The sequence below is a fragment of the Nocardia suismassiliense genome (genome assembly GCF_900269665.1).
Taxonomy (GTDB): Bacteria; Actinomycetota; Actinomycetes; order Mycobacteriales; family Mycobacteriaceae; genus Nocardia; species Nocardia suismassiliense.
Genome location: NZ_LT985361.1, coordinates 7,913,601 through 7,937,673, shown reverse-complemented (window position 1 = coordinate 7,937,673; position 24,073 = coordinate 7,913,601). Strand labels below are relative to the sequence as shown.

19 protein-coding genes and 1 pseudogene are annotated in these 24,073 nt (G+C 68.9%); 11 read left to right on the top strand and 9 right to left on the bottom strand.

Features of this window, described 5'->3' with window-relative positions; genetic code table 11:
• Positions 1-40 precede the first annotated feature (40 nt).
• The 3 genes and pseudogenes from DBO33_RS35440 (at position 41) to DBO33_RS44830 (ending at position 5,704) form a co-directional block, all read left to right on the top strand.
• Positions 41-3,973, top strand: coding sequence for an ATP-dependent helicase (locus tag DBO33_RS35440; RefSeq protein WP_407670570.1), 3,933 nt, complete (start codon positions 41-43; stop codon positions 3,971-3,973).
• A 199-nt stretch (positions 3,974-4,172) separates the two neighbouring features.
• A pseudogene (locus DBO33_RS44835) lies at positions 4,173-4,799 on the top strand (UvrD-helicase domain-containing protein); the annotation flags it as partial.
• Between the two features lie 20 nt (positions 4,800-4,819).
• Positions 4,820-5,704 carry a RecB family exonuclease gene (locus DBO33_RS44830; RefSeq protein ID WP_234391225.1) on the top strand — a complete coding sequence of 295 codons (885 nt, stop codon included), beginning with the start codon at positions 4,820-4,822 and terminating at the stop codon, positions 5,702-5,704.
• Here the strand turns inward: DBO33_RS44830 and DBO33_RS35430 are convergent.
• Entirely contained in the window at positions 5,661-6,074 is a 414-nt protein-coding gene (locus tag DBO33_RS35430) for a DoxX family protein (RefSeq protein WP_107660866.1), read from the bottom strand. The genes DBO33_RS44830 and DBO33_RS35430 overlap by 44 nt on opposite strands.
• 139 nt (positions 6,075-6,213) lie before the next feature.
• Between DBO33_RS35430 and DBO33_RS35425 the strand changes: the two genes are divergently transcribed.
• Together DBO33_RS35425 and nudC are read left to right on the top strand one after the other, a co-directional pair.
• Positions 6,214-7,269, top strand: a complete 1,056-nt coding sequence (locus DBO33_RS35425) for a potassium channel family protein (RefSeq protein ID WP_199857053.1) — start codon at positions 6,214-6,216, stop codon at positions 7,267-7,269.
• A 45-nt stretch (positions 7,270-7,314) separates the two neighbouring features.
• Positions 7,315-8,214: an NAD(+) diphosphatase gene (nudC, locus tag DBO33_RS35420; protein WP_107658933.1), complete on the top strand. Its 900-nt coding sequence runs from the start codon at positions 7,315-7,317 to the stop codon at positions 8,212-8,214.
• Between the two features lie 139 nt (positions 8,215-8,353).
• Here nudC and DBO33_RS35415 read toward each other — a convergent pair whose 3' ends face one another.
• Positions 8,354-8,584, bottom strand: coding sequence for a mycoredoxin (locus DBO33_RS35415; protein ID WP_107660865.1), 231 nt, complete (start codon positions 8,582-8,584; stop codon positions 8,354-8,356).
• A 349-nt stretch (positions 8,585-8,933) separates the two neighbouring features.
• On the opposite strand from DBO33_RS35415, the gene DBO33_RS35410 reads away from it, so the two are divergent.
• Positions 8,934-9,392 (top strand): MarR family winged helix-turn-helix transcriptional regulator, encoded by a 459-nt coding sequence (locus tag DBO33_RS35410; RefSeq protein ID WP_107658932.1) that lies wholly within the window; start codon positions 8,934-8,936, stop codon positions 9,390-9,392.
• Here the strand turns inward: DBO33_RS35410 and DBO33_RS35405 are convergent.
• Entirely contained in the window at positions 9,387-10,646 is a 1,260-nt protein-coding gene (locus tag DBO33_RS35405) for a low temperature requirement protein A (RefSeq protein ID WP_107658931.1), read from the bottom strand. The two genes, DBO33_RS35410 and DBO33_RS35405, sit on opposite strands and share 6 nt — an antisense overlap.
• Before the next feature lie 51 nt (positions 10,647-10,697).
• Here DBO33_RS35405 and DBO33_RS35400 point away from each other — a divergent pair, with 51 nt between their 5' ends.
• The 3 genes from DBO33_RS35400 to DBO33_RS35390 all read left to right on the top strand — a co-directional run bounded on the left by DBO33_RS35400 (position 10,698) and on the right by DBO33_RS35390 (position 13,783).
• Positions 10,698-12,869, top strand: a complete 2,172-nt coding sequence (locus tag DBO33_RS35400; protein ID WP_234391443.1) for an ATP-dependent DNA helicase UvrD2 — start codon at positions 10,698-10,700, stop codon at positions 12,867-12,869.
• A 110-nt stretch (positions 12,870-12,979) separates the two neighbouring features.
• Complete coding sequence (locus DBO33_RS35395) at positions 12,980-13,321, top strand: hypothetical protein (protein WP_159080687.1); 342 nt, start codon at positions 12,980-12,982, stop codon at positions 13,319-13,321.
• Between the two features lie 192 nt (positions 13,322-13,513).
• Entirely contained in the window at positions 13,514-13,783 is a 270-nt protein-coding gene (locus DBO33_RS35390; RefSeq protein WP_107658928.1) for a WhiB family transcriptional regulator, read from the top strand.
• Positions 13,784-13,913: 130 nt separating this feature from the next.
• On the opposite strand, the gene DBO33_RS35385 is transcribed toward DBO33_RS35390, so the two are convergent.
• The 5 genes from DBO33_RS35385 to DBO33_RS35365 form a co-directional block, all read right to left on the bottom strand.
• Complete coding sequence (locus DBO33_RS35385) at positions 13,914-14,537, bottom strand: helix-turn-helix domain-containing protein (protein ID WP_234391224.1); 624 nt, start codon at positions 14,535-14,537, stop codon at positions 13,914-13,916.
• Positions 14,538-14,648: 111 nt separating this feature from the next.
• Positions 14,649-15,065 (bottom strand): SSI family serine proteinase inhibitor, encoded by a 417-nt coding sequence (locus DBO33_RS35380; RefSeq protein ID WP_159080686.1) that lies wholly within the window; start codon positions 15,063-15,065, stop codon positions 14,649-14,651.
• A 102-nt stretch (positions 15,066-15,167) separates the two neighbouring features.
• Positions 15,168-16,511, bottom strand: coding sequence for an ABC1 kinase family protein (locus DBO33_RS35375; RefSeq protein ID WP_107658926.1), 1,344 nt, complete (start codon positions 16,509-16,511; stop codon positions 15,168-15,170).
• Between the two features lie 78 nt (positions 16,512-16,589).
• Entirely contained in the window at positions 16,590-17,495 is a 906-nt protein-coding gene (locus DBO33_RS35370; RefSeq protein ID WP_107658925.1) for a hypothetical protein, read from the bottom strand.
• Positions 17,496-17,581: 86 nt separating this feature from the next.
• On the bottom strand, positions 17,582-19,000 hold the full coding sequence (locus tag DBO33_RS35365; RefSeq protein WP_107658924.1) for a zinc-dependent metalloprotease: 1,419 nt from the start codon (positions 18,998-19,000) through the stop codon (positions 17,582-17,584).
• A gap of 126 nt (positions 19,001-19,126) precedes the next feature.
• Between DBO33_RS35365 and DBO33_RS35360 the strand changes: the two genes are divergently transcribed.
• Positions 19,127-20,152: a YlbL family protein gene (locus DBO33_RS35360; RefSeq protein WP_199856852.1), complete on the top strand. Its 1,026-nt coding sequence runs from the start codon at positions 19,127-19,129 to the stop codon at positions 20,150-20,152.
• Positions 20,153-20,157: 5 nt separating this feature from the next.
• On the opposite strand, the gene DBO33_RS35355 is transcribed toward DBO33_RS35360, so the two are convergent.
• The gene (locus DBO33_RS35355) at positions 20,158-20,763 is read right to left on the bottom strand and encodes a PPA1309 family protein (protein WP_107658922.1); all 606 of its coding nucleotides are present in this window, start codon (positions 20,761-20,763) and stop codon (positions 20,158-20,160) included.
• Positions 20,764-20,994: 231 nt separating this feature from the next.
• On the opposite strand from DBO33_RS35355, the gene DBO33_RS35350 reads away from it, so the two are divergent.
• The gene (locus DBO33_RS35350; RefSeq protein WP_199856851.1) at positions 20,995-24,036 is read left to right on the top strand and encodes a UPF0182 family protein; all 3,042 of its coding nucleotides are present in this window, start codon (positions 20,995-20,997) and stop codon (positions 24,034-24,036) included.
• Positions 24,037-24,073 lie beyond the last annotated feature (37 nt).

Below are 24,073 nucleotides of genomic sequence, written 5' to 3'. Positions count from 1 at the left end.
GCTCGGCGAGTTGCCCGAGGGGCGCGTCGGCGTGTCGGTCGTGTCTGTTGCAATAGCCCGCGTGGTGCGATCGGATAGCGCGGTGCGACTTGTTCGCCGGAACGTGGCGGCACCCCGGCCGCGCGCCTGGGGTGCCGACGTTCGCGCGCTGTTCGAGGCCGCGGCCGCGGCCGGGCCGACGCGCCCAGGGTGGCGACCTTGGCAGGTGCTCGGCGGACCGGGCACGGGCAAAACAGCCCTGCTGGTCGATCTCGCCGCCGACCGCATCGCGGCGGGCGACGATCCCGAATCCGTGCTGGTCCTTGCCCATTCGAAGCAGGCCGCGAGTGCGGCCCGCGACGCCATCACCGCACGCCTGGCCGGCCCCGACGCCGAGGGCGGCGTACCCGGCGCGACCAGGGAGCCGCTGGCCCGCACCCTGCACTCCTACGCCTTCTCGGTGCTGCGCAGGCACGCGACCGCGCACGGCAACCCGCCGCCGCGTTTGCTGACCGGTGCCGAGCAGGATGCGGTGCTGCGGGAAATGCTGCGCGGCGACCTGATCGACATTGCTGAGGGCGCGGACGACTTGTGGCCGGAACGTCTGCAACCCGCGCTGGCGCTGGGTGGCTTCGCCGAGCAGTTGCGGGACCTGATGTTGCGGGCGACCGAACGCGGGCTCGGGCCCGAAGATTTGGTGCGGCTCGGTCGTGAGCACGGTAAACCGGAGTGGGTGGCGGCGGGCAAGTTCGCGGTGCGCTACGAGCAGACGATGCTGCTGCGCTGGTCGGTGGGCGTCGAGGCGCCGGAGGCGACCGCGCCCGCCCTGGACGCCGCCGAATTGATCGGCGCCGCGCTGGACGCGCTGGCCGGCGACGCCGATCTGCTTGCCGCCGAACGCGCCCGGATCAGGTACCTGCTGGTCGACGATGCACAGCATCTCGACCCGCAGGCCGCGATGCTGGTCAGGGCGATCGGCCACAGTGCGCACACCACCGTCGTCGCGGGCGACCCCGACCAGGGCGTCTTCGCCTTCCGCGGCGCTGACGCCCGATTCGTCGCCGACCTGCCCGCCCCCGACGGGCAGCGAATCGTGCTGCGGGACAACCATCGTTCGGGCGGTCCGGTGGAGCTGGCGGTCGCCAGGGTGGCGGCCAAGTTGCCCGGTAGTGCGCCACAACGCTTTTCGTTGCCCAAGCGGGCGGACCAACCGACGGACGACGGCACCGCGGTGCGGGTGCGGGTACTCGCCACGCCCGCGAAGGAAGCCGCGCTCATCGCCGATCACCTGCGGCGGGCGCACCTGACCGGTGGGGTGCCCTGGTCGCGGATGGCGGTGATCGTCCGGTCGGTGCCGCTGTCGTTGCCGCCGCTGCGCCGGGCGCTGCTGGCGGCGGGGGTGCCCGTGCAGCAGCCCGCGCTGGACACACCGCTGGCCCGGCGACGGGGCGCGGCCTGGATGCTGCTGTCACTACGGGCGTTGCTCGCGGGCGAAAAAGGTTCGGCATTCGAGCCGGAGGACGCGCTGGACCTGCTCGCCGGTCCGCTCGGTGGGGCCGATCAGATCACGCTGCGGCGGTTGCGGCGTGGTGTGCGGCGCAGCGTGCTGGAATCCGAGCGGAACAAGGCGAAGTTCGGCCGGGGTGCGGACGAGGCTCCGGAAAACGAGTATTCGGAGCGGAATCCGGGTGAGCCCGATCGGGCTATCGAAAGCTCGGAGCGGGAAACCGGGCTGCCCGAGCCGAGTCCGGGCAGCGTCGAGCGGGCTGCGGACGACGCGGATTGGTATGGGGTAGACGCCGAATGGAGCATCGAGGACTCCGAATGGCGTGGCATCGAAGACGAACAGGATGGCGAGGACGCAGACCAGAACGCTGACCCTGATGCCGCCGCTGCCGCCACCGCCGCCACCGACGCGACAGCCGCCGACGACGACGGCGTCACCGCCAACGATCCGACCGCCGCCACCACCGATGACTCCGCCGACTCGACGGCCGCGACCGCCGCCGCGGTCGACGGCTCCTCCGCGCAAGCGAGTCACTCCAGCGATGCCGCGGACGATCCGGCGGCGAGCGGTGAATCCGCCGTACTCCGGCACGGCATAGATCAATCGTCAGCGGAGGTGCTGCGGGATCTGCTGATCGGGTCCGGTGATCTGCGCATCCTGGAGCGGCTGACCGATGTCGAGGCGGCACCGCTGCGCCGGGTGCTCGACGCGCTGGAGCGTGCTCGTAAGGCGCGTCGGCGCGGCGCGGGGCTGGAGGACGTGCTGTGGGCGCTGTGGACCGCCTCGCGGCTCGAGCGACGGTGGGTCGCGCAGTCCGAACGCGGTGGCGCGGTGGGCATGCAGGCCGACCGCGATCTCGATGCCGCCGTCGGTTTGTTCGACGCGGCCGCGGCCTATGTGGACCGGCTGCCCCGCGCGAGTATCGAGGGTTTCGTGGAATACCTGGTGCAACAGGAGATTCCGAACGGCTCGGCGCCGCGCACCGCGCCCAAGGAAGCGGTCGCCCTGCTCAGCGCGCACGCCGCCGCGGGGCGGGAATGGGACGTCGTCGCGGTCGCCGCTGTGCAGGAAGGGATTTGGCCGAACCCACGGGCGCGCGGGACGTTGTTGAACACCGAGGACCTGGTGGACCTGACCGCCGGCGTCATCGACGGCGGCGAACAGGTGAGCCGGGCGGCGCCGATCCTCGCCGAGGAACGCAGGCTGCTGCTCGTCGCGTGCAGCCGGGCCCGGCGCTCGCTGCTGGTCACCGCGGTCGAATCGGTCTCGGGGGAGCGGGATCTCGTTCCGTCGCGGTTCCTGGCCGAGTTGCTCGGGCACGACGAGGACGGGGAACCCGGCGCGCTGCCGATCGCCGACCCCGGCCGCGCCCTGGTCATGCATTCGCTGGTGGCCGAATTGCGCGGCGCCGTCTGCGATCCCGAGGCCGATCCGGACCGCAAGCAACGGGCCGCACACCAGTTGGCGCGCCTGGCCCGTGCCGGCGTGCCGGGCACCCACCCGGACGAGTGGTACGGCACCGCCGAATTGAGCTCGGCGCGGTCCCTGTGGGAGGAGGACGAGAGCCCGATCGGCCTCTCGCCGTCCACCGTGGAGCTGCTGCGCACCTGTCCGCTGCGCTGGGCACTGGAACGGCACGGCGGCACCGACGGCGACAACCCGCACGCCGTCAAGGGCAACCTGGTGCACACCCTGGTGCAGGCGCTGGCCGGACAGGTGCCCGAGGCACAGGTGCGCGCCGCGCTCGAAAAGGCTTGGCAGTCCGTCGATCCCGGGTCCGGCTGGCATTCCCGGCAGGAGCTGCGCCGCACCGAGGCCATGCTGGAAACCTTCATGGCGTGGGTGCGCAACACCCGCGGCGAACTCACCCAGGCCGGGGTCGAGGTGCCGGTGGACTGCGTGCTGCCGCCGCGCACGGAAGGCGAACGACCCGTGCGGATTCGCGGCCGGGTGGACCGGTTGGAGCGGGATGCGCTGGGCCGCTTCGTGATCGTGGACGTGAAGACCGGGAAGTCGCCGGTCACCAAGCAGGCGGCGGTCGATCACGCGCAGCTGGCGACGTACCAGGTGGCGGCGGCGATGGGCGCGCTCGACGCGGCTACCGAGGAAGCGCGGGACGACTCAGACCCCGCCGATAGGCCGGCTGATTCGGCTGCGGGCGAATCGCTCACCGCCCCAGGCGAACCGGGTGCCGACGAGCAAGACTCGGACGAACAGATCGCGGACGAGGGCGGCGCACTCGGCGAGCCGGGCGGCGCTCGATTGGTCTACGTGGCCAAGCCGAGCAGCAAGGAGGGCGCCACCCAGCGCATGCAGCCGCCGCTCGATCCGGAAGCTCTGGACAAGTGGCGCAACACCATTCACGATGCGGCCGCCGCCACCGAGGGCCCGAGCTATCTCGCGATGCGCAACGACGGCTGCCGCCACTGCCCGGTCGCAGGCAGCTGCCCCGTCCAGGACACCGGCAGGCAGGTGACCGACGAGTGAACGACAAGCCCCGCCGCGTACCGCTGCCGATCTGCGGCCCCGAATGCCTGTGCTGCTCCGTCATACCGGAGCGGGCGATCGACGCCGCGGCGCACTCGAGTATCGGGCCACGTCGCCGGGCCACCGGACCACGTCGGCCGCGACCCGGCGGACCTGTGCCACCCGGCGCCTCGGAGTGCGGCGCCACCGAGGCACAGCCGTGACCGGCGCACGGGTAACCCCACACCAGCTGGCCGACGCACTCGGTCTGCCGCCGCCCACCGACGAACAGGCGGCGGTGATCGCCGCGCCGCCGGGCCCGACCTTGGTCGTCGCAGGAGCCGGGGCAGGAAAGACCGAGACGATGGCCGCCCGCGTGGTGTGGATGGTGGCCAACCGCCTCGTCCTGCCCGATGAAGTACTCGGCCTGACGTTCACCCGAAAAGCCGCGCAGCAGTTGACCGCTCGCATCCGGACCCGGCTGGCCCGGCTGGCCGGTGCGCCGCTGCTGCGCGACCTCGACCCGTCCGGGCAGTTGCGGGCGCAGCTGTCCGGCGCCGAGCCGGAGATCAGCACCTACCACTCGTACGCGGGCAGGCTGCTCACCGAGCACGGCCTGCTGCTGCCGGTGGAGCCCTCGGCGACGCTGCTCACCCAGACCCAGCTCTGGCAGCTCGCGCACCAGGTGGTGCGCACCTGGGACGGCGACCTGGACACCGACCGCACCCCCGTCTCGGTCACCGAGGCGATTCTCGCCCTGTCCGGGCAGCTGGCCGAGCACCTGGTCGAGCCGGAACAATTGGCCGAGGCGCACACCGACCTCGAGAAACTGGTGCNCCGGACCCCGACACTCTGCCGCCGGACCCCATGGACACCCACCTCACCGAACCCCAGCACCTCAGCGATATCCCACCCGACCCCATGGACGAGCCCCTCTCCGACGAGGACATCGCCTTCGCCACCGCACAATTCGCGGCCGACCAGCCCCTGGACCCGATCACCCCCGCCCCCGACCCCGACGACCCCGACGGCTGGGCCGCCGACGTCGACGCCCTACTCGCCGAGTTCGAGTCCGAGCAGGCCGCTGCCGAGGAGGTCGAACTCCCCGGCCAGATCGCCGCGACCGCCCTGGTGGAGATGCGCGCCGATCCGGCGAAACTCGCCGCGCGCCTGCGTCGCCCGCTGCCGTTCCCGCCGAGCCCGCTGGCCCGCCGCGGCACCGCATTCCACGCCTGGGTGCAGCGCTGGTTCGGCTCGACCCGGCTGCTCGGTTTGGACGAACTGCCGGGCGCGGCCGACAGCACCGCCGCCGACGCGGGCGTCGACGACGAGCTGACCGCGATGCAGGACGCGTTCCTGAACTCCTCGTGGGCCAACCGCAGCCCGATCGATGTGGAGGTCCCGTTCGAAACGTCGCTCGCGGGCACCGTGATTCGCGGCCGGATGGACGCGGTGTTCGCCGAGCCGGGCGGCGGCTGGATCGTGGTCGACTGGAAGACCGGCGCCGAGCCGACCCCCGCCGAGGAGCCCGCGGTCGCCATGCAGCTGGCCGTCTACCGGCTGGCCTGGGCCAGGCTGATGGCGTCCAGGGAGGGCAGGCCCGAGCAGGAGATGCTCGAGCGCATCAGTGCCGCTTTCCATTACGTGCGCACCGGCCGCACCATCGCACCAACAGCGCTGGCCGGACCGGACGAATTGGCCGAGCTGATCAGGAATTCCGCGCCGACCGGCTCACCTTCAACGCCTGGGTGATCAGCGGAATCTGCAACGGCAGCCGCAGCACCGTGCCGACCTTCATCAGTTGCGAGGCCTTCTTGTTGCCGAGCGTGTCGACGGCCATCTGCACGTTCGCGGGCAACACCGCGATGAACAGCAGCGCGGCCAGCCGCCCGCCGAGGCTACGGGTGCGCGGGATCGCCAGCGCCGCGGCGACGCCGATCTCGGCGACGCCCGAGGCATAGGTGTAGTTGCGCGCCTCGCCCGGCAGCGCGCGGGGCACGATCCCGTCGAAGAACTTGGGCGCGACGAAGTGCAGGATGCCCATGGGAAACAGCAGGGCGGCGATGGCCAGTGCGGGGCGACGCCCGGCGGCGCGGGTGGGTACGTGAGCGTTTTCTGCCATGAGGAACTTTCGCATTCCCCGGGTATTCGCGTCGAGACCGGGTGGTATCCCGGGAAACAGGTAGGCTCCCGTGCTGTGCTGGAGGGACAAGCAGAGCCGGGTACAGCCGACTCGTTGAATACCAGGGCGGGTGAGTCCGCTGTTCGGTGATCGAGCGCGCACGCTCGGGCTGTCGAGTCGCCCGCATTTCGCGTTGGTCGGCGTGCTGCGCATCCCCGAAGTGCAGACCAGCCCGTGGATTTCGCTGAGCCGCCGCGTATTGTTCGCGATCGGACTGCTGTTCACCGCGGCCCTGGTGGTGTTCATCGGCCGGGACGGTTACCGCGACAATTCGGGCGATCCGCTGTCGTTTCTCGACGCGTTCTATTACGCCACGGTGTCGCTGTCGACCACCGGCTACGGCGATATCGCGCCGATCACGCCGCAGGCGCGACTGGCCAACATCATCATCATTACGCCGCTGCGTGTGCTGTTCCTCATTGTTCTCGTCGGTACCACCCTCGGCGTGCTGACGGAACGGTCCCGGCAGGCTTTCAAGATTCAGCGATGGAGGCACAGCGTGCGCAATCACACCGTGGTCGTCGGATACGGCACGAAGGGACGGACCGCGATCGACGCGATGCTCGGCGACAACGTGCAGCCCGCCGACATCGTGGTGGTCGACACCGATGTGATCGCGCTGGAGGCTGCCGCGAACGCCGGCTTGGTGACAGTGCACGGCTCGGCGACCCAGTCCGATGTGCAGCGGCTGGCCGGCGTGCAGAACGCGTCCTCGGTGGTGGTCGCGACCAACCGCGACGACACCGCGGTGCTGGTCACCCTCACCGCCCGTGAGCTCACCAAGAGCGCCAAGATCGTGGTCGCGATCCGCGAGGCGGAGAACACCCACCTGGTGCGGCAGTCCGGCGCCGACTCGGTGGTGGTCTCCTCGGAGACGGCGGGCCGGCTGCTCGGTGTCGCGACGACGACGCCCTCGGTGGTGGAGATGATGGAGGACCTGCTCACCCCGGAGGAGGGGTTCGCGATCGCCGAGCGCGACGTCGATCCCTCGGAGATCGGCGGCTCCCCACGGCATCTGAGCGACATCGTGCTCGGCGTGGTGCGCGCGGGCGTGCTGGTCCGGGTCGGCGAGCCGGAAGTGGACTCGCTGGAGGGCAGCGACAAGCTGCTCTACATCCGGCGCACTGCCAAGTAAGGCCGCGCCACGGGCATTGGGCGTTCGGCGCGATAGTCTCGGAGGGTGCCGGTCTTTCAGCTCAATGGTGTGCCCTTGCTGTCCCGTTCCGTGCTCGATCGCGCCGAGGAGACGCGAGCCGACGCGCAGGCCCTACTGGAAGGCTGGCGCGACGCCAAGCTGCTGCGGGTGAACGCGCGCGGCCAGGTCAGATTCGAGAACGGCGCGCTCGTCCTGGACAAGGCCATCGACCTGTCGCCCGAGCCGAGCCCCGAGGCGGTGTTCCTCGGTATCGACGGTGTGCACCTGTGGGCGGTGCGCGACCGGGAACTGACCGGCTCGCTGACCGACCTGCGCGGCATGTCGAACACGGTCGACGATCTCACCGCCGGGGTGCTCTCCACTGCCGTCGCACTGCTGAACTGGCATGACAAGGCCGGATTCAACAGCGCCGACGGCACCGCCACCACCTCGAGCAAGGGCGGCTGGTCGCGGGTCACCGAGAGCGGTTACGAGGAGTTCCCGCGGATCGATCCAGCGGTCATCTGCCTGATTCACGACGGCGCCGACCGGGTGCTGCTCGCGCGCCAGCACAGTTGGCCCGAGACGCTGTTCTCGCTGCTCGCGGGGTTCGTCGAGGCGGGGGAGTCGCTGGAGCGGTGCGTCGAGCGGGAGGTGAAGGAGGAGGTCGGCGTCGATGTGCGCGACATCCACTACCTGGGTAGCCAGCCGTGGCCGTTCCCGCGCTCGCTGATGCTCGGCTTCGCCGCGGTCGGCGATCCGGCGCAGCCGCTGGTCTTCTCCGACGGGGAGATCGCCGAGGCGCACTGGTTCACCCGGGACGAGGTGCGCGCGGCGCTGGCGGCGGGCGACTGGTCGGCGCAGGGGTCGGGCGCGCGGTTGTTGCTGCCGGGTTCGATCTCCATCGCCCGCACCATCATGGAATCCTGGGCCGCGCTCGACTGAGTTCGGCGCGCGCGAAAGTCCGCGGCGGGCCGGAGACGGCCCGCGCGGATACGTGCTCATTGGAACTGGCCGAGCAGCCTTGCCGCCTGCTGATCCGAACCAGCACAGCGTGCTGATCAGGGCACCGTGGCGCGGCTGATCAGGCGAGTGCGGCGAGCGCCTTCTTGACGTCCACCAGCGACGGATTGGTCGCCGTCGAGCCGTCCGCGAACTTCACCGTCGGCACCACATGGTTGCCACCGTTGACGCTGCCGACGAACTCGGCCGACGCCGGATCTTGTTCGATGTCGATCTCGATGTAGCTGATACCGGACTCGTCCAGCTGCTTCTTCAGCCTGCGGCAGTAACCGCACCAGGTGGTCGAGTACATCGTCAGGTCGGGGGTTGCGTCAGTCACGAAGGATGCAACGCTGCCCGGGGCGATGGTGTTCCGCGTGGTCGCCGATCCACGCGCTGACCGCGATCGGCACCATCGATGACCGCCCCGCTCGGTAGGCCGCCCGGTCGACTTGTCGGGCGGCAGCCGCTGCCGGCCGTGGCGTCGTTCGGTCAGCCACCGGACCGGGGTCAGGGAGTTCCCGATCGGCGACTTGCGCGACGAACTGGCGATGACGAGCACCCCGAACTGGGGAATGATATTGCGCCGCGGCCTGATACAACTCACCGAACACGACCATGCGGTGATCGCGGCAGCGATGTCAGGCGAGTGAGGCAGGCCGATGCGAAACAATGGGCTACGCAGCGAATTCGAACACGCCGACGAAGGTCCGGGCCTGCTGCTCTGGCAGGTGACCAACCGCTGGCAGGCCGCCCAGCGCGCGGCGCTGGCCCCGTTCGAACTCACCCACGTGCAGTTCGTGCTGCTCACCTCGCTCACCTACCTTGCGGTCGCCGGCGATCCGGTGATGCAGCGTGATCTCGCCGCGCAGGCCGCCACCGACCCGATGATGACCTCCCAGGTGCTGCGCGTACTCGAACAGAAGGGCCTGGTCGAGCGGCGCGACCATCCGAGTGATCGGCGGGCGAAGTCGCTGGTGCCCACCGAAGCCGGTGCGGCACTGGCGAACCGGGCGGTGGTCGCGGTGCAAGCCTGCGACCGCGAGTTCTTCGGTCCGCTCGGGCCGCGGACCGGGCAATTCGGCGTCGATCTGCGGCGCCTGCGCGACCGGCGGCTATAGCACCTCATCGATCCCGAGACCGTGGTTCGGCCGCCGCCACCGCCCGCGGCGTTCGGATCCGACGCCCCACTGCCCCGCGGCGTGCGTCTGGCACAGCACGGCCCACAGGAACAGCACCACCACGCCGTACACCAGCCCGAGCGCACCGAGGTGCGGGCCGAACGCACCGAGCAGCACCGCGAGCACCGCGCACGGCAGCGGCCAGCTCAGCATCCAGCGCCACCCGGCCCCGCTGTGCGCGCCGCCGAGCCCGGTGATCACGAAATACGCGGCCGCGCCGCCACCGAGTGACCAGCCGATGCCGGTGGACACGTGCCCGTCCGCGTGCTCGACGGCCAGCCCGAGCCCGGCGGTGATGGTGGCGATCGCTGCGGTGATCCAGCAGTGCATCGCCATCGCGTACTGCCTCGGCAGCGAGCCGTCCGGGGCGATACCGGTGATCAGGCGCGGCACGAAGCCGTACATCAGGGTCAGCGCCCACAGGCTGGCCAGGATCACGAACGCGCCGAAGCCGAGGGCGAGCACCGGTGCGTGCCATCGCACGCCGCCCACCGCGGCGATCACGGCGATGACACCCTCGCCGAGCACGATGATCACGTACAGCCCGAGACGTTCGCCGAGATGTGCCGAATCAGCGTGCAGCGCCTTGACTTTCGGCGGTTCGACATTTCGGAATCGGCGCGAATTACGCAACCGGCGATCGATCGCCTCCTGCGCGCCCGCCAGCATTCGATCGCCGGTCATCGCGAACATCAGCCACAGATCCAGCGCGAGGCCCAGCGCCCAGAGGCCGTACTTCCACGGCTCGGGCACCCACAGCGACACGATCCACGGCAACACACCGACGGACAGTTGCGCGATCGGCCAGTCGACCACCAGCGTGCCGCGGCCCCAGACCTGCGCGGCGACCATGCGCACGAGCACGTAGACCGCAGCGAACGTGGTCGCATGCCGGTCCGGGATGCCCGCGACCGCGCTCGCCATCACGCCGAGGCCGAGCATCGCCGCCAGCATCAGCCGGATCCTGGTCTGGTCGCGCGCGATGTTGCCGTACAGCATCATGCACGCCCAGGCCGTCCAGAAGGCCAGGTAGAGCAGCAGATACAGGCCGAAGTCGCCGAGCGATGGCCCACGGTGCAGCAGGTGGGTGAGCTGGCCGATCCCGGCGACCGCGACCAGGTCGAAGAACAGTTCCATCCAGGTCGCATGCCGGTCGGTCGGTTGTGCGTCCGTTGACGGCGTGTCGTGTGCCACCAGGCGAGAGTATTGCGCGGGCCGCGTGAGTTGTCGGCGGTCACTGTCATGATGGGTGCCGTGTCGTCAACCAGTACACACCGACCGTCCGGCCTCGAGCTGGATTCGCTCGACCCCGAACAGGCCGCCGCGGTGCGCGCGCCACGGGGTCCGGTGTGTGTACTCGCGGGTGCGGGCACCGGCAAGACCAGGACCATCACCCACCGCATCGCGCACCTGGTTTCCGCGGGACATGTGAAGGCCGATCAGGTGCTCGCGGTGACCTTCACCGCACGGGCGGCGGGGGAGCTGCGCAGCAGGTTGCGCGCCCTCGGCCTCGGTGGTGACGCGAACCAGGTGCAGGCGCGCACCTTCCACGCGGCCGCGCTGCGCCAGCTCAAATACTTCTGGCCGCAGATTGTCGGCGACGTGCCGTGGCGGCTGATCGACGGCAAGTTCCCGATCGTCGCGCAGGCGGCGAACCGGGCCGGGCTCTCCTCGGCCACCGACAGCGTGCGTGACCTGCTCAGCGAAATCGAGTGGGCGAAGGCCTCGCTCATCGCCCCGGAGGATTATCCGGCGGCGGTGGCCAAGAACCGCCGCGAGACGCCCTACGACGCGCTGCGCGTGGCCGAGGTGTACGCGGGCTACGAGAAGCTCAAGGCCACACCGGACGGCCTGCTGCTCGACTTCGACGATCTGCTGCTGCACACCGCGGCGGCGCTGGAGGACTATCCGGCGGTGGCCGACGAATTCCGCGGCCGCTATCGCAGTTTCGTCGTCGACGAGTACCAGGACGTCACCCCGTTGCAGCAGCGTGTGCTCGACGCCTGGCTCGGCGACCGCGACGACCTGACCGTGGTCGGCGACGCCAACCAGACGATCTACTCGTTCACCGGCGCGACCCCCGGCTACCTGCTCGACTTCTCCCGCCGCTTCCCCGACGCCACTGTGGTCCGCCTGGAACGCGACTACCGCTCGACCCCGCAGGTGGTGTCGCTGGCGAACCGGGTGATCGGCGTGGCCCGCGGCCGCATCGCGGGCACCCGGCTACAGCTGATCGGCCAGCGCCCGGACGGACCCGAGCCGGTCTTCGCCGAGTTCGAGGACGGCCCCGCCGAGGCCGCCGCGGTGGCGAAGTCGATCAAGCGGCTGATCGATGCGGGCACCCCGGCCGCCGAGATCGCCGTGCTCTACCGGATCAACGCCCAGTCCGAAAGCTATGAGCAGGCGCTCACCGAACGCGGCATCCCGTATCAGGTGCGCGGCGGCGAAGGCTTCTTCTCGCGTGCCGAAGTGCGGCAAGCCGTTTCGGCGCTGCGCCAGGCCGCCTCGCGCGACGATCTGCCCGGCGAGGCGCGCAGCGGCACCGCGCTGGTCACCCGGGTGCGCGCGGTGCTGGCCCCGCTCGGCCTGACCACGGCCGAACCGGCCGGTGCCCAGGCCAGGGAGAAGTGGGCCTCGCTCGTCGCGCTGGTCACGCTGACCGAGGAGCTGGTCGAGCACGACGAAAAGCTCGACCTGCCCGGCCTCCTGCGCGAGCTGGCCGCCCGGACCGAGGCGCGGCACCCACCGACCGTGCAGGGCGTCACGCTCGCCTCGCTGCATGCCGCCAAGGGGCTGGAGTGGGACGCGGTCTTCCTGGTCGGCGTCGCCGACGGCACCCTGCCGATCGCGCACGTGCTCGCCGACGACGGTTCGGTCGGCGACGAGGCGAAACTGGAAGAGGAACGGCGGCTGCTCTATGTCGGCGTCACCAGGGCGCGGGTACATCTGCAGCTGTCCTGGGCGCTGGCCCGCGGCGAGGGCAAGCGGCGCACCCGGCGCCGGTCCCGGTTCCTCAACGGCCTCGTGCCCGACGATTCCCCGGCTTCCCGGATCGCGGCACCGGTCTCGGAAACCGCGAAGGGCATTCGCCCCACCTGCCGAGTGTGTGCGAAGCCACTCATCGGCACCTATGCGACTATGCTCGGCCGCTGTCGTCGTTGTCCGGCGGACCTCGACGCCGAGCTGCTGGTGGCACTGCAGGAGTGGCGCGCGGAGAAGGCGCAGGCCTTGCAGGTGCGCGAATTCGTGGTGTTCACCGACACCACGCTGACCGCCATCGCCGAACAACTGCCAGGTGACGACGCCGCGCTGGCCGCGATCGCCGGGATCGGCGCGAAGAAGCTCGAACAGTACGGCGCCGACGTGCTCGCGATCATCGCTTCGCGGCTGCGCGCAAGACCCCAAAACCGCAGGTAGAAAATAGGTTGTACCGTTTGGCGAACTTGCCTATGGTGGGTTCTACGCACCGGGAGGTCATCCCGGCGCGCATAGTCATCAGACACAACGAGTTATGGAGGGAGGCAGACGTGAACATCAATTACTTCAGCGGCAGCGACGTTGCGGTGAATACACCCATGTCGGCCTCCCGGGGGATCCTCGCCTTGCAGGGGATCGGTCTGTCCGAAATCGGTGCGTTCGGCACGCAGGCGCAACTCGCGCCCATGCATGCCCATGGCTGCGCCGTCATGCAGGACAAGCCCAACGCGGGTAGCTGGCACCCGTCTGTCGTCACCACGACGGCAGACAACGTTGTCGTCATCGCAGCAGAGGCCGGTTATGAGCCGGCGGATCTGCAGGCAGCACGCCTCCGCCCCGCAAACCAAGCGATCGTGATCAGGACTCGGCAGAGATGTCGAATACCTAGGTAGGGAATCTCCCTCCCAGACCTCCTGGCCACGGATCGCACGACGCGAAACCGTGGCCAATCTTTTTCGGCCCTTCAGCCAGCCGGCACCGGTTTCGCGGACAACACAACGAACCGCTGCAACGAGCTGAAGGAGAACGACGTGTTCACCGCCCAGGAATGGCCAGAGGCCACTACTGACGTGACATGCCGAACCGTGGCCCCCATCACCCGGGCCAGGGAGGTCAACAAGGTGCTGCCTTGCCGTGCCGGAGATCCCGATCTCTGGTTCGCCGAGAGCCCTAACCAGTTGGAGCAGGCCAAGGCGCTGTGCGCCAGTTGCCCCATCCGGAAGGGCTGCTTGACCGCAGCCATGGATCGGCGTGAGCCGTGGGGTGTCTGGGGTGGCGAAATCTTCGAACAGGGAGTCGTCATCGAACGCAAGCGCCCGCGCGGCCGTCCGCGCAAGATCGCGGTCCCGGCATGAATCCGGGAGTAGCTTCCCTCCCTCCGGTCGATGTGCTCGATTCGGTTGGTCCTGACACGGGCCGAGCCAACGAACGAGAAAGCAGACGATCCGCTCACCGTTGCCCGGTGGGCGGCTCGTTTGCGTTGTGCTACCGGGGTTTTGGAAGTCCGGTTCGCCGTGGCCCGTGGGGTGCCCGGCGGACCGTCAGCCCGTCGGCAACGGCGAGCAGTAGTGTTCTGGTGTCGTCGGCGTGCGCCCACCAGCGGTGGCGCACGCCCGACGGGCAGTAATAGGAGTCTCCGGTGGACAGGATCACCTCTTCGCCGTGGGCGACGACCGTGATCGTCCCGGAGACCACATAGATCAATTCGTCGTTGCCATGGGTGAATTCGCGCTCGCCCCGCCTGGTTCCGCCGGTGAACTCGAGCGCCCGTAGTTCCCTGGCGCCGTGTACCAGCGAGCGCACCGATCCGTCGTTGTCCCAATCGGTTTGATCGAGGCTGCCCTCGCCCGCGCGCACGATCACCGAACCGGGCGTACTGTCGGCCGCGGCCAGCAGTTCCGTCGCCGTGGTACTGAGCGCATCCGCGATGCGTTGCAGTGAGCGCAGACTCGTATTGGTGCGCCCGTTCTCCAATTGACTCAGAAATGATTGCGACAATTCGGTCTTCGCCGCCAATTGGGCCAGCGTCAGCCGAGCCGCACGCCTGCGGTCGTGCACGACGTTGCCGAGTCCAGGCCACCGCGCCTGGTCGTCGCTTCCGTACCGCACCTGCCGAAAAACCTCTCTCGATCCCCTCGCACAGTGGCAGGAGTGCGGTACTGAATCCGCGTGTTTACATCACGCTGATCCGAATACTTGCCAGCGACGCTCGAGTGCGGCCTAGAAGTCGAACACCGCGACCGTGGTGGCGTGCAAGACGCACTCGTTCGAGAAGAAGCCATGGTCGGAGATCGGCTCGCCGCGCCAGACACCGTCGATGGCGGCGACCACCGGAACGAAATCCTGGGAGCACAGTGGCGGCACGGTGAAGTCGGCGAGTGCCCGGATATTGCCGTCGGCCGCCGCCAAATTCGCACAGGCCTGCTCGGCCTTCGGGTGGGTGCCGCCGATCTTCGGCGCACAGATGAGGCTGACGACGCGTTTGCCACCCACCTCGGTCGATACTCCCGGCCCCACCGACAGCGAGACCACCGACTGCGCTTCGGCGGCGGGTTCGGCACCGACCGGCGCCATCGACACCCCCAGCGCAGCGGCCGCGCCGATCGAGACACCGACTATGCGACCGGTGCGCGACATGGTCATCACCCTTCGTCGACGGAGACGATCCGAGCCGAGGATGAGGTTAATCGACCGGCGACCCCGCATCCCGCAATTCGCATCGCGGGCCGGGTCACCGGTTCAGCTGACCGTGCGCTCCTCGCGGAAGCCCGGCATCCAGGTGCGGACCAGTTCCATGAACGGCAATTCGGCGTCGAGCTGGGCGAGGATGCCGACGGAGCCGCCGAGCACCCGGAAGATCATCACGTACTCGGCCGGAAGTTGCAGGGCGCGTGCGGTTTTCATCTCCTGGCTGGAGATGTCGGAGGCCTTGCCCGCGACCCGCTGCATCCACTTGCGGGTGAAGTGGAACGAGTCGGACTTGATCGGATCGGTGAACGGACGCAGATAGTCGGCGATCTCCTGATGCGTGACGGTGCGGCCGGGGATGACCCAGCCGTTGTCGTACATGAGCTCGGTCAGTTCCTCGAAGCGCTCCTCGACCGAGAGCGCGAGCATCTGGCCGAGCACGGGGGGAAAGCCGTTCGGCAGCGGTGCGCAGGCGCCGAAGTCGATGACCGCGAGTTTGCCGTCGGCGAGCATCATGAAGTTGCCGGGGTGCGGGTCGGCGTGCAGCAGGCCGACGGTTTCCGGGGAGGAGAAGTGGAACCGGCCCATCAGGGTCGCAACCCGGTTACGCAGCTCACGGGTGCCCTCGGGGTCCGCGGCGCCGGCCTGGATGATCGAGGAGACGGCGGTGCCGTCCAGCCATTCGGTGACGATCACCTTCGGCGCGCTGGCCACCACCTTGGGCACCACGATGTCCTGATGCCCGTCGAAACCCTTGGCGAAGGCGCGCTGATTGGCCGCCTCGTTGCGGTAGTCGAGCTCTTCCTCGGTGCGCTCGGTGATCTCGGCCAGGATCGGCTTCACGTCGGCGCCGGGGATGACCGAGGCGAGCAGTCCGGTCATCCGGTTCAACGTCTTGAGATCAGCGCGCAACGCCTCGTCGGCGCCGGGGTACTGCACCTTCACCGCGACGGTGCGTCCGTCCGACCAGACCGCCTTGTGCACCTGGCCGATGCTGGCCGACGCGGCGGGGCTGTCGTCGAACTCCTGGAACCGCTGCCGCCACTGGGTGCCCAGCTGCTGATCGAGCACCCGGTGCACGGTCTCGGCGGGCATCGGCGGCGCGGCGGCCTGCAGCTTGGTGAGGGCCTCGCGGTAGTGCTCGCCGAACTCCTCGGGCACCGCGGCTTCCATCACGCTGAGGGCCTGGCCGAACTTCATCGCACCGCCCTTGAGCTCACCGAGCACGTTGAACAGCTGTTCGGCGGCCTTCTGGTTCAGCTGCGCGTTGATCTCGGACTTGTCGCCACCGGCCAGCTTCTTACCGAACCCCACGGCGGCCCGCCCGGCGATGCCGAGCGGAATCTTGGCCAACTTGGCGTTACGGGACGAGCGACGGCGCACGATCTCAGACACGTACCCATCATGGCGGAAGGAAGTACTTCTTAGCCACGGCAATCGTGCAATAGACACCGCTGATGGCCGTGACCCCGATCACTCGTGCTCCGCGGCGGCCGAGGTATGCGGGCGATCTCGACACGCGGTGAGACCGGCCGGAATTCGGCGGCAGCCGCAGTCCGCGTGCCGCGGCCACTGCCGCCGATTCAGCAGGTACGCGTCCAGGTCGACCTCGAGTGTCGCGTCCAAGGTGGCCGGTGCCCGGCGGGTCGACAGGGCCAGGACGGCCTCCACCTCGCTGACCGCGAGGGCCGCGGTGGCCGCGATCTTGGCCGGCGAGGCGTGACCGACCCGGCCCAGCAACTGCGCGGCCAGGTGCGGCCAGTCCGCGTCGTAGTCGGCGCGCAGCAGATCGGCACAGCGCAGGCAGCTGGTCGCGCCGGGCAGCACCAGCGGGCCGATCACGCCACGGCCGTCGCGGATCCGGACCGGCAGATGGGCGATCCGGTGTTGCACCAGATCCTCGGTGAGTCGCGGGTCGGTGACCAGTACGTCGGCCAGCACCACCAGGTCGGTCTGCCAGCCGGACACCGGGGCGACGTGCGGCCGGTAGTCGCGCGAACGGCTCGGCCGCACACCGAGTTTGCGCAGGCCCGTGGTGATCGCGTCGGACATCGGGCCGAGGCCGTGCACCCGCACCGACCGGATCCGCCCGCCGCGGTCCTCGGGATGCTCGAGCAGTCCGGCCTCGTCCAGTACGTCGAGCAGCGCCATCGCGTGGTCCGGTTCGATGCCGCATTCTCCGGCGCGCCAGACGATTTGGGGCCGCGTCTGCGTTCCGTCCAGCAGGCGCAGGAAGGCGAGCACGGTGTCGGCGTCGAGCCCGGCGGGGTCGAGCAGCAGCGCGGTCTCGGGATGCCAGCCGAGTTGTACGACGCCGGACGGACGCACCAGCACGGCGATCTGCGGGGGCAGCAGCGGGCCACGACACAGTGAGGTCATGCCCGGCAGTATGCGGGCCTCGCAGGCGCCGATCAGCCACGAATCCCGTAGTTATACACAGGGATTCGTGGCTATCAACAGGACACTCAGGCGGACGGGCCGCTGTCCTTGCCCAGGTCCGGCCCCGGCTCGTTGTCGTCCGCACCCGGATTGGTCTTGTCCCGCTCGGCCTTTTCGCGCGCCTCGGTCTCCGCCAGCTGCGCCAGCGGATCGTCGAACGCGGTGGTGCCGCCGCCGATCACCGCATCGATGAAACCGGCGGGGGAGTCCAGGTCGTTGGAGTCGGGCAGCAGGTCCGGATGGGCCCAGACGCCGTCGCGCTTCTCCACGCTCGCGTCGGTGGTGAGCCTGCGCCACAGCGCGGCGGCCTCGCGCAGCTTGCGCGGCCGCAGTTCCAGCCCCACCAGGGTCGCGAAGGTCTGCTCGGCGGGGCCGCCGGTGGCGCGACGCCGACGCAGGGTCTCGGCCAGCGCACCCGCACCGGGCAGCCGATCGCCGACCGCATCGGTGACTACGACTTCCACCCAGCCCTCGATCAACGCGAGCAGGGTCTCCAGCCGCTCCAGCGCCTGCTTCTGCTCCGGCGTGGTCTGCGGCTCGAACGCGCCCTGCGACAGGATTTCCTCGAGCTTGCCGGGGTCGGTCAGCGCCATCGGGTCGATGCCCTGGGCGGCTTCCTCCAGCGCGGAGAAGTCCATCCGGATGCCGCGCGCGTAGTCCTCCACCGCGGCGAGCACCTGCTGGCGCAGCCACGGCACGTGACCGAACAGCCGCTGGTGCGCGGCTTCCCGCGCGGCGAGAAACACCATGATCTCGCTCTCCGGCTGTTCCAAGCCCGCGCTGAAGTCCGAGATCGCGGCGGGCAGCAGCGCTGCCGTGCCGGTGGGGCCGAGCGGCAGGCCGATGTCGGTGGAGGTCAGCACCTCCTTGGCGAGCTGACCGAGCGCCTGACCGAGCTGCGAACCGAAGGCGAGGCCGCCCATCTGGCCGAGCATGCCCACCATCGGCGCCGCGAACTCCTTGGCTTCCTCGGGCAGGGACGCGGTCCACATGCCCGAGATCTGCTGCGCCACCGGGTCGCACAGCCGCTGCCAGGTGGACAGCGTCTCCTCGATCCAGTCGTTGGCGGTCCAGGCGACGGTCTTGGTCGCGCCGGCGGGCAGGGTGGTCGCGCCGTCGAGCCAGAGCTCGGCGAGGTGCGCGGCATCGGCGATGGCACTCGCGGTGCTCGCCGACACCGGGGTCACACTCGACCCGAGCTGCTGCCGGGCGAGTCGCTTGGCGACGTCGTAGTTCACCGGACCGGCCTGCGCGGAACCGGGCTGACCCATGCCGCTGAGCATCTGGCCGAGCGAGGTCAACATCTGGCCGAGCTGTGACGGATCGAAACCGCCGCCGGGTCCACCCACTCCGAACGGATTATTCGACTCGGGACCGCCCGGCTCGTCACCGCGCTTGCGGTCGTCGTCGTCGCGGTCCGAAAATCCGAAGGGGACGTCACTCATACGGCCAACATTACGCGTGTAGTGCAGGCACTTGATGTTCGCGCGGCGCGAAACCGGGGACGCGCGGGAGCATCGAATGTCCGCCTCCGGCGTCCTTCGACGGCGGCCATCACTACTGTGGTCCAGGTGAATCGTCGGATCCTCACCCTGGTGGCCGCCCTGATCCCGGTGCTCGTGCTCGGCGCCCTCGGCAGCGTGCTCACTGTGCCGTTCGTCGCACTCGGCCCCGGCCCCACCTTCAACACCCTCGGCAAGGTCGAGGGCAAAGAGGTAGTGGACGTTCGCGGCACCGAGGTGGACCCGACGACGGGGCACCTCAATATGACCACCGTGTCGGTGCGTGACGGGTTGAGCATCTTCGAGGCGTTCGGCTTCTGGGTGAGCGGCAAACACGGGCTGGTGCCGCGCGCCGAGGTGTATCCGCCCGGGGTGTCGCGGGACGAGATCGACAAGTCCAACCAGCAGGACTTCAAGGATTCCGAGGGCAATGCCGAGGTCGCGGCGCTGCACTACCTGAACATGCCGACCGTGGTGCTGCTGCGCAAGGTGGCCGAGGACGGCCCGGCCAAGGACGTGCTGAAAGCCGGTGACGAGATCATCAGCATCAACGGCGCGCCGATCGCCGAGCCGAAGGACGTGGTGTCGGCGGTGTCGGCGCAGCCGCCGGGCGCACAGCTGACGGTGCAGGTGCGCCGCGAGAACGCCGAGCAGACCCTGCAGGTGACCCTCGGCGCGCGACCCGACGACAAGGACAAGGGCTACCTCGGCGTGACGCCGGGAGAGGGCGCGCGCCCGCCGTTGCAGGTGTTCTTCAACCTCGCCGACATCGGCGGACCGTCGGCCGGGCTGATGTTCAGCCTCGCGCTGATCGACAAGCTCACCCCCGGCGAGCTCGACGGCGGCAAGTTCGTCGCGGGCACCGGCACCATCGATCAGGAGGGCAAGGTCGGCCCGATCGGCGGCATCCAGTACAAGATGATGGCCGCGCGCGACGCGGGCGCGGAGACCTTCATGGTGCCCGCCGCCAACTGCAACGAGGCCAAACAGCGGACCCCCGAGGGGCTGCGCCTGGTCAAGGTCGAAAACCTCACCGGCGCCGTGCAATCGCTCAACGACATCAACGCGGGCAAGGAAACCGTCGGCTGCGGCTGAGCCGGTCAGTCGCCGGCCCACTCCAGGGTGGCGTGCAGCGCGTCGATGAGGTTGGGCGCCAGGTTCGGGTAGGTGCGCAGGTCCAGATCGCCGAAGTCGTCGGCGTCCTCCTCGGGTCGCAACTGCAGCAGGCTCAGCGACGCGCCCTCGCGCAGCACCGCGGCGAACAGGCGGGCCTCGCGCCGCTCCGGATGCGACTCGGCCGCGGCCCGGGCGGCGGCGTCGGCCGCCTCGTGGTCGGCGAGCAGCGGCACCAGCGCCTCGTCCAGGGAGGACTCGGCATCCGGCGGCAGCACCACGATCTCCTGCACCAGCACGCAGCCCTGGACGGCGGGCGGCCAGCTGGTGGTCGCGAGGTACTCGTCCAATGCCACCGAGCCGCCGGTCACCTCGTCCGGATACGACTCCTGCGCAACAGGAGTGAGCTCGGCCGCCTCGTCGACCTCCTCGAGCAGCTCCGGCTGCGCCGCGATCAGGTCGGCGGTGGGTACCAGCGCGAACATCTGCGGCGGTCTTCCCCACCCTTCGGCGTCGACGAAATCGGCCACCTCCCGGACGGCGCGGGCGAGGACCAATTCGGCGTGCAGATCTGCGGGAGTCACGGGGGACATCCAATCAAATCGACTGGACAGGCTATTCACAAACCCGAGTTCGGCGCTCAATTTTGCGCCGTGAGCGAGTTTTCGAGCGTCGAATCGCGGGCAGAGCATGTGATCAGTGTCCGATTCCGTAGAGTGGGCCCCGACGGTCCGTAAGGACCACCCCGCACTATCGGACTGCGGCGTCTCGGCCTGCTGGATCGGCGCGAGTGCCGCCGGACCTTGGAGAGTGGCATCGTGGGCATGCGGCCCCCCACCGGCTTACCTTCGCTTTCCCGACGCAGCCGCGTGCTGCTGCTGGCGGCCATTGCCTTAGCGGCGTTGCTGCTACTCGGTCCACGGCTGACCGACACCTATACCAATTGGTTGTGGTTCGGCGAAGTCGGTTTCCGCGAGGTGTATCTCACGGTCTTGGTGACCCGGATCCTGTTGTTCGTCGGCGTGGCGATCTTCGTCGGCGTGATCGTCTGGCTGGCGTTGCTGATGGCCTATCGCTCCCGGCCGGTGTTCGTGCCGGTGGCCGGGCCGAACGATCCGATCGCGCGCTACCGCACCACCGTGATGAGCAGGCTGCGGTTGTTCGGCGTCGGCATTCCGGTGCTGCTCGGACTGCTGTCCGGCCTGGTGGCGCAGTCGAATTGGGTCACCGTGCAGCTGTTCCTGAACAGCAGTGCGTTCGGCCAGGAGGACCCGCAGTTCCATCTCGACGTCAGTTTCTACGCCTTCGAGTTGCCGCTGTATCGCATGGTGCTGAACTGGCTGTTCGTCGCGGTGGTCATCGCGTTCTTTGCCAGCCTGGTGACGCACTACATCTTCGGCGGTCTGCGGCTGAGCGGTCGCGAGGGCACGCTGACCCGCGCCGCGCGTATCCAATTGGCCGTGCTGGCCGGGCTTTTCGTGCTGCTCAAGGCGATTGCGTACTGGTTCGATCGTTATGAGCTGTTGATGAGCAGTCGTAAGGAGCCCACCTTCACCGGTGGTTCCTTCACCGACATCAACGCGGTGCTGCCCGCCAAGCTGATCCTGCTCTCCATCGCGGTGATCTGCGCGCTCGCCTTCTTCGCAGGCATCGTGCTGCGCGATCTGCGGGTGCCCGCCATGGCGGCCGCGCTGCTCGTGCTGTCCTCGATCCTGGTCGGCGCGGTGTGGCCGCTGGTGGTCGAGCAGTTCTCGGTGCGTCCGAACGCCGCGGACAAGGAAAGCGAGTACATCCAACGCAATATCGCCGCGACCAGGCAGGCGTTCGGGATCACCGACGACAAGATCAACTATCAGGATTACAAGGGCGAGAGCAAGAAGAACCCGCTGGACGTGCCGGTCGACGCCGCGACCATCGGCAATGCCCGGCTGCTCGATCCGAACATCTTGTCGCCCACCTTCACTCAGCTGCGCCAGCTGAAGAACTTCTACGGCTTCCCCGAGTCGCTGGACATCGACCGCTACAACCTCGACGGCGATGTGCAGGACTACATCGTCGCCGCGCGCGAGCTCTCGCCCGCCGCGTTGAGCGGTAACCAGAAGGACTGGATCAACCAGCACACCGTCTACACCCACGGCAATGGTTTCGTCGCCGCGCCGGCGAACCGGGTCAACAAGCCGCAGTCCGATGATCCGAACGCGGCAGGCGGCAGCAGCGACAGCGGTTACCCGATCTTCATGGTCAGCGACCTGTTCACGCCGAAGGACAGGCAGCGGATCAAGGTAGACCAGCCGCGCATCTATTTCGGCGAGGTGATTTCGCAGGCCACTCCCGACTACTCGATCGTCGGCACCACGGAAGGCCAGCGACCCCGCGAATACGACTCCGACACCGCGCAGTTCACCTACGACGGTAAGGGTGGCGTGCCGATCGGCAACTGGTTCAACCGGCTCGCCTTCGCCGCCAAGTACGCCGAGCGCAACATTCTGTTCTCCTCGGCCATCGGCGACAACTCCAAGATCATCTTCAATCGCGACCCGCGCGACCGGGTGCAGAAGGTGGCACCGTGGCTGACCACCGACGGCAATGCCTACCCGGCGGTCGTCGACGGCCGGATCCAGTGGATCGTCGATGCGTACACCACTCTCGACAACTACCCGTACGCGCAGAAGACCTCGCTGGACGGTATCGAGGACAGCATCGACAAGAAGACCGGCAGGCTGATTCCGCGCAAGGAAGTCAGCTACATCCGTAACTCGGTGAAGGCCACCGTCGACGCCTACGACGGCACGGTGAACCTGTACGAGGTGGACTCGAAGGATCCCGTGCTGAAGGCCTGGCGCGGGGTGTTCCCCGGGGCGGTCAAGCCGGAAAGCGAGATCACTCCGGAGTTGCGCGCGCACTTCCGGTATCCGGAAGATCTGTTCAAGGTGCAGCGCGAGATGTTGACGAAGTACCACGTCGACGATCCGCGAGAGTTCTTCACCAACAACGCCTTCTGGTCGGTGGCGGCCGATCCGACGATCGAGGGTGGGGCACCGGCCAACCAGCCGCCCTACTACGTGCTGCTGGGTGACCCGAAGGGCGGGAACAAGCCGGTCTTCAATCTGACCAGTGCGATGGTCGGCTACAACCGGCAGTTCCTGTCGGCGTATATCTCGGTGCGGTCGGATCCCGACGACTACGGCAAGTTCACGATCTTGCGATTGCCGACCGATACGCAGACGCTGGGTCCGCAGCAGACCCAGAACCGAATGACGACGGCGCCGGAGGTCTCTCGGGAGAAGACGTTGCTGTCGAACTCGAACAAGATCAAATATGGCAACCTGCTGACCCTGCCGATCGCCGACGGCGGAATCCTTTATGTGGAGCCGTTTTACAACGAACGCAACACCGGAGCGAACACCGCGACCTTCCCGCAGCTGCTGCGCGTCCTGGTGAGTTACCGGGATGACGCGGGAAGCGTAAAGGTCGGTTATGCCTCGACTTTGGCTGAGGCGTTGAACCAGGTGCTGCCCGGCAGCGGTGCGCTGGCAACTCCGTTCGGTGGCGATTCCGGTACGCGGCCGCGCCCCGGTACCGTGCCGCCGCCCGCGGAAGGCACCACGCCGCCGCCGAACACCGGTGGCCCGGTACCGGGGCGCGGCCGCGCACCGGCATCGCCACCGAACGGAGCTGCCAGCGCACCGCTGCCGGGCAGCACCTGGTTCAACGCCTCAGCCAACGGCGAGGCAGAACCGACCTTTACGCTTCCCCCGTCATCCCGCGACCTCACCAGCCAGCGCAGCCGCTGCGGGAATGCCGCGGTGNGGCAGTGTCACCCCGCCACCCGGCTCGTCGCCCGCCAAGGACGCCGCAGCCGCTGAGCTGAACCGGAAGATCGACGCCTTGCGAAATGCCATG

Bases quoted from the DNA above. Each gene is read 5' to 3' on its own strand.
- DBO33_RS44830 (WP_234391225.1), top strand. From the start codon at position 4,820: ATGGACACCCACCTCACCGAACCCCAGCACCTCAGCGATATCCCACCC.
- DBO33_RS35430 (WP_107660866.1), bottom strand. From the start codon at position 6,074: ATGGCAGAAAACGCTCACGTACCCACCCGCGCCGCCGGGCGTCGCCCC.
- DBO33_RS35415 (WP_107660865.1), bottom strand. From the start codon at position 8,584: ATGTACTCGACCACCTGGTGCGGTTACTGCCGCAGGCTGAAGAAGCAG.
- DBO33_RS35410 (WP_107658932.1), top strand. From the start codon at position 8,934: ATGCGAAACAATGGGCTACGCAGCGAATTCGAACACGCCGACGAAGGT.
- DBO33_RS35400 (WP_234391443.1), top strand. From the start codon at position 10,698: ATGGGTGCCGTGTCGTCAACCAGTACACACCGACCGTCCGGCCTCGAG.
- DBO33_RS35380 (WP_159080686.1), bottom strand. From the start codon at position 15,065: ATGTCGCGCACCGGTCGCATAGTCGGTGTCTCGATCGGCGCGGCCGCT.
- DBO33_RS35370 (WP_107658925.1), bottom strand. From the start codon at position 17,495: ATGACCTCACTGTGTCGTGGCCCGCTGCTGCCCCCGCAGATCGCCGTG.
- DBO33_RS35365 (WP_107658924.1), bottom strand. From the start codon at position 19,000: ATGAGTGACGTCCCCTTCGGATTTTCGGACCGCGACGACGACGACCGC.
- DBO33_RS35355 (WP_107658922.1), bottom strand. From the start codon at position 20,763: ATGTCCCCCGTGACTCCCGCAGATCTGCACGCCGAATTGGTCCTCGCC.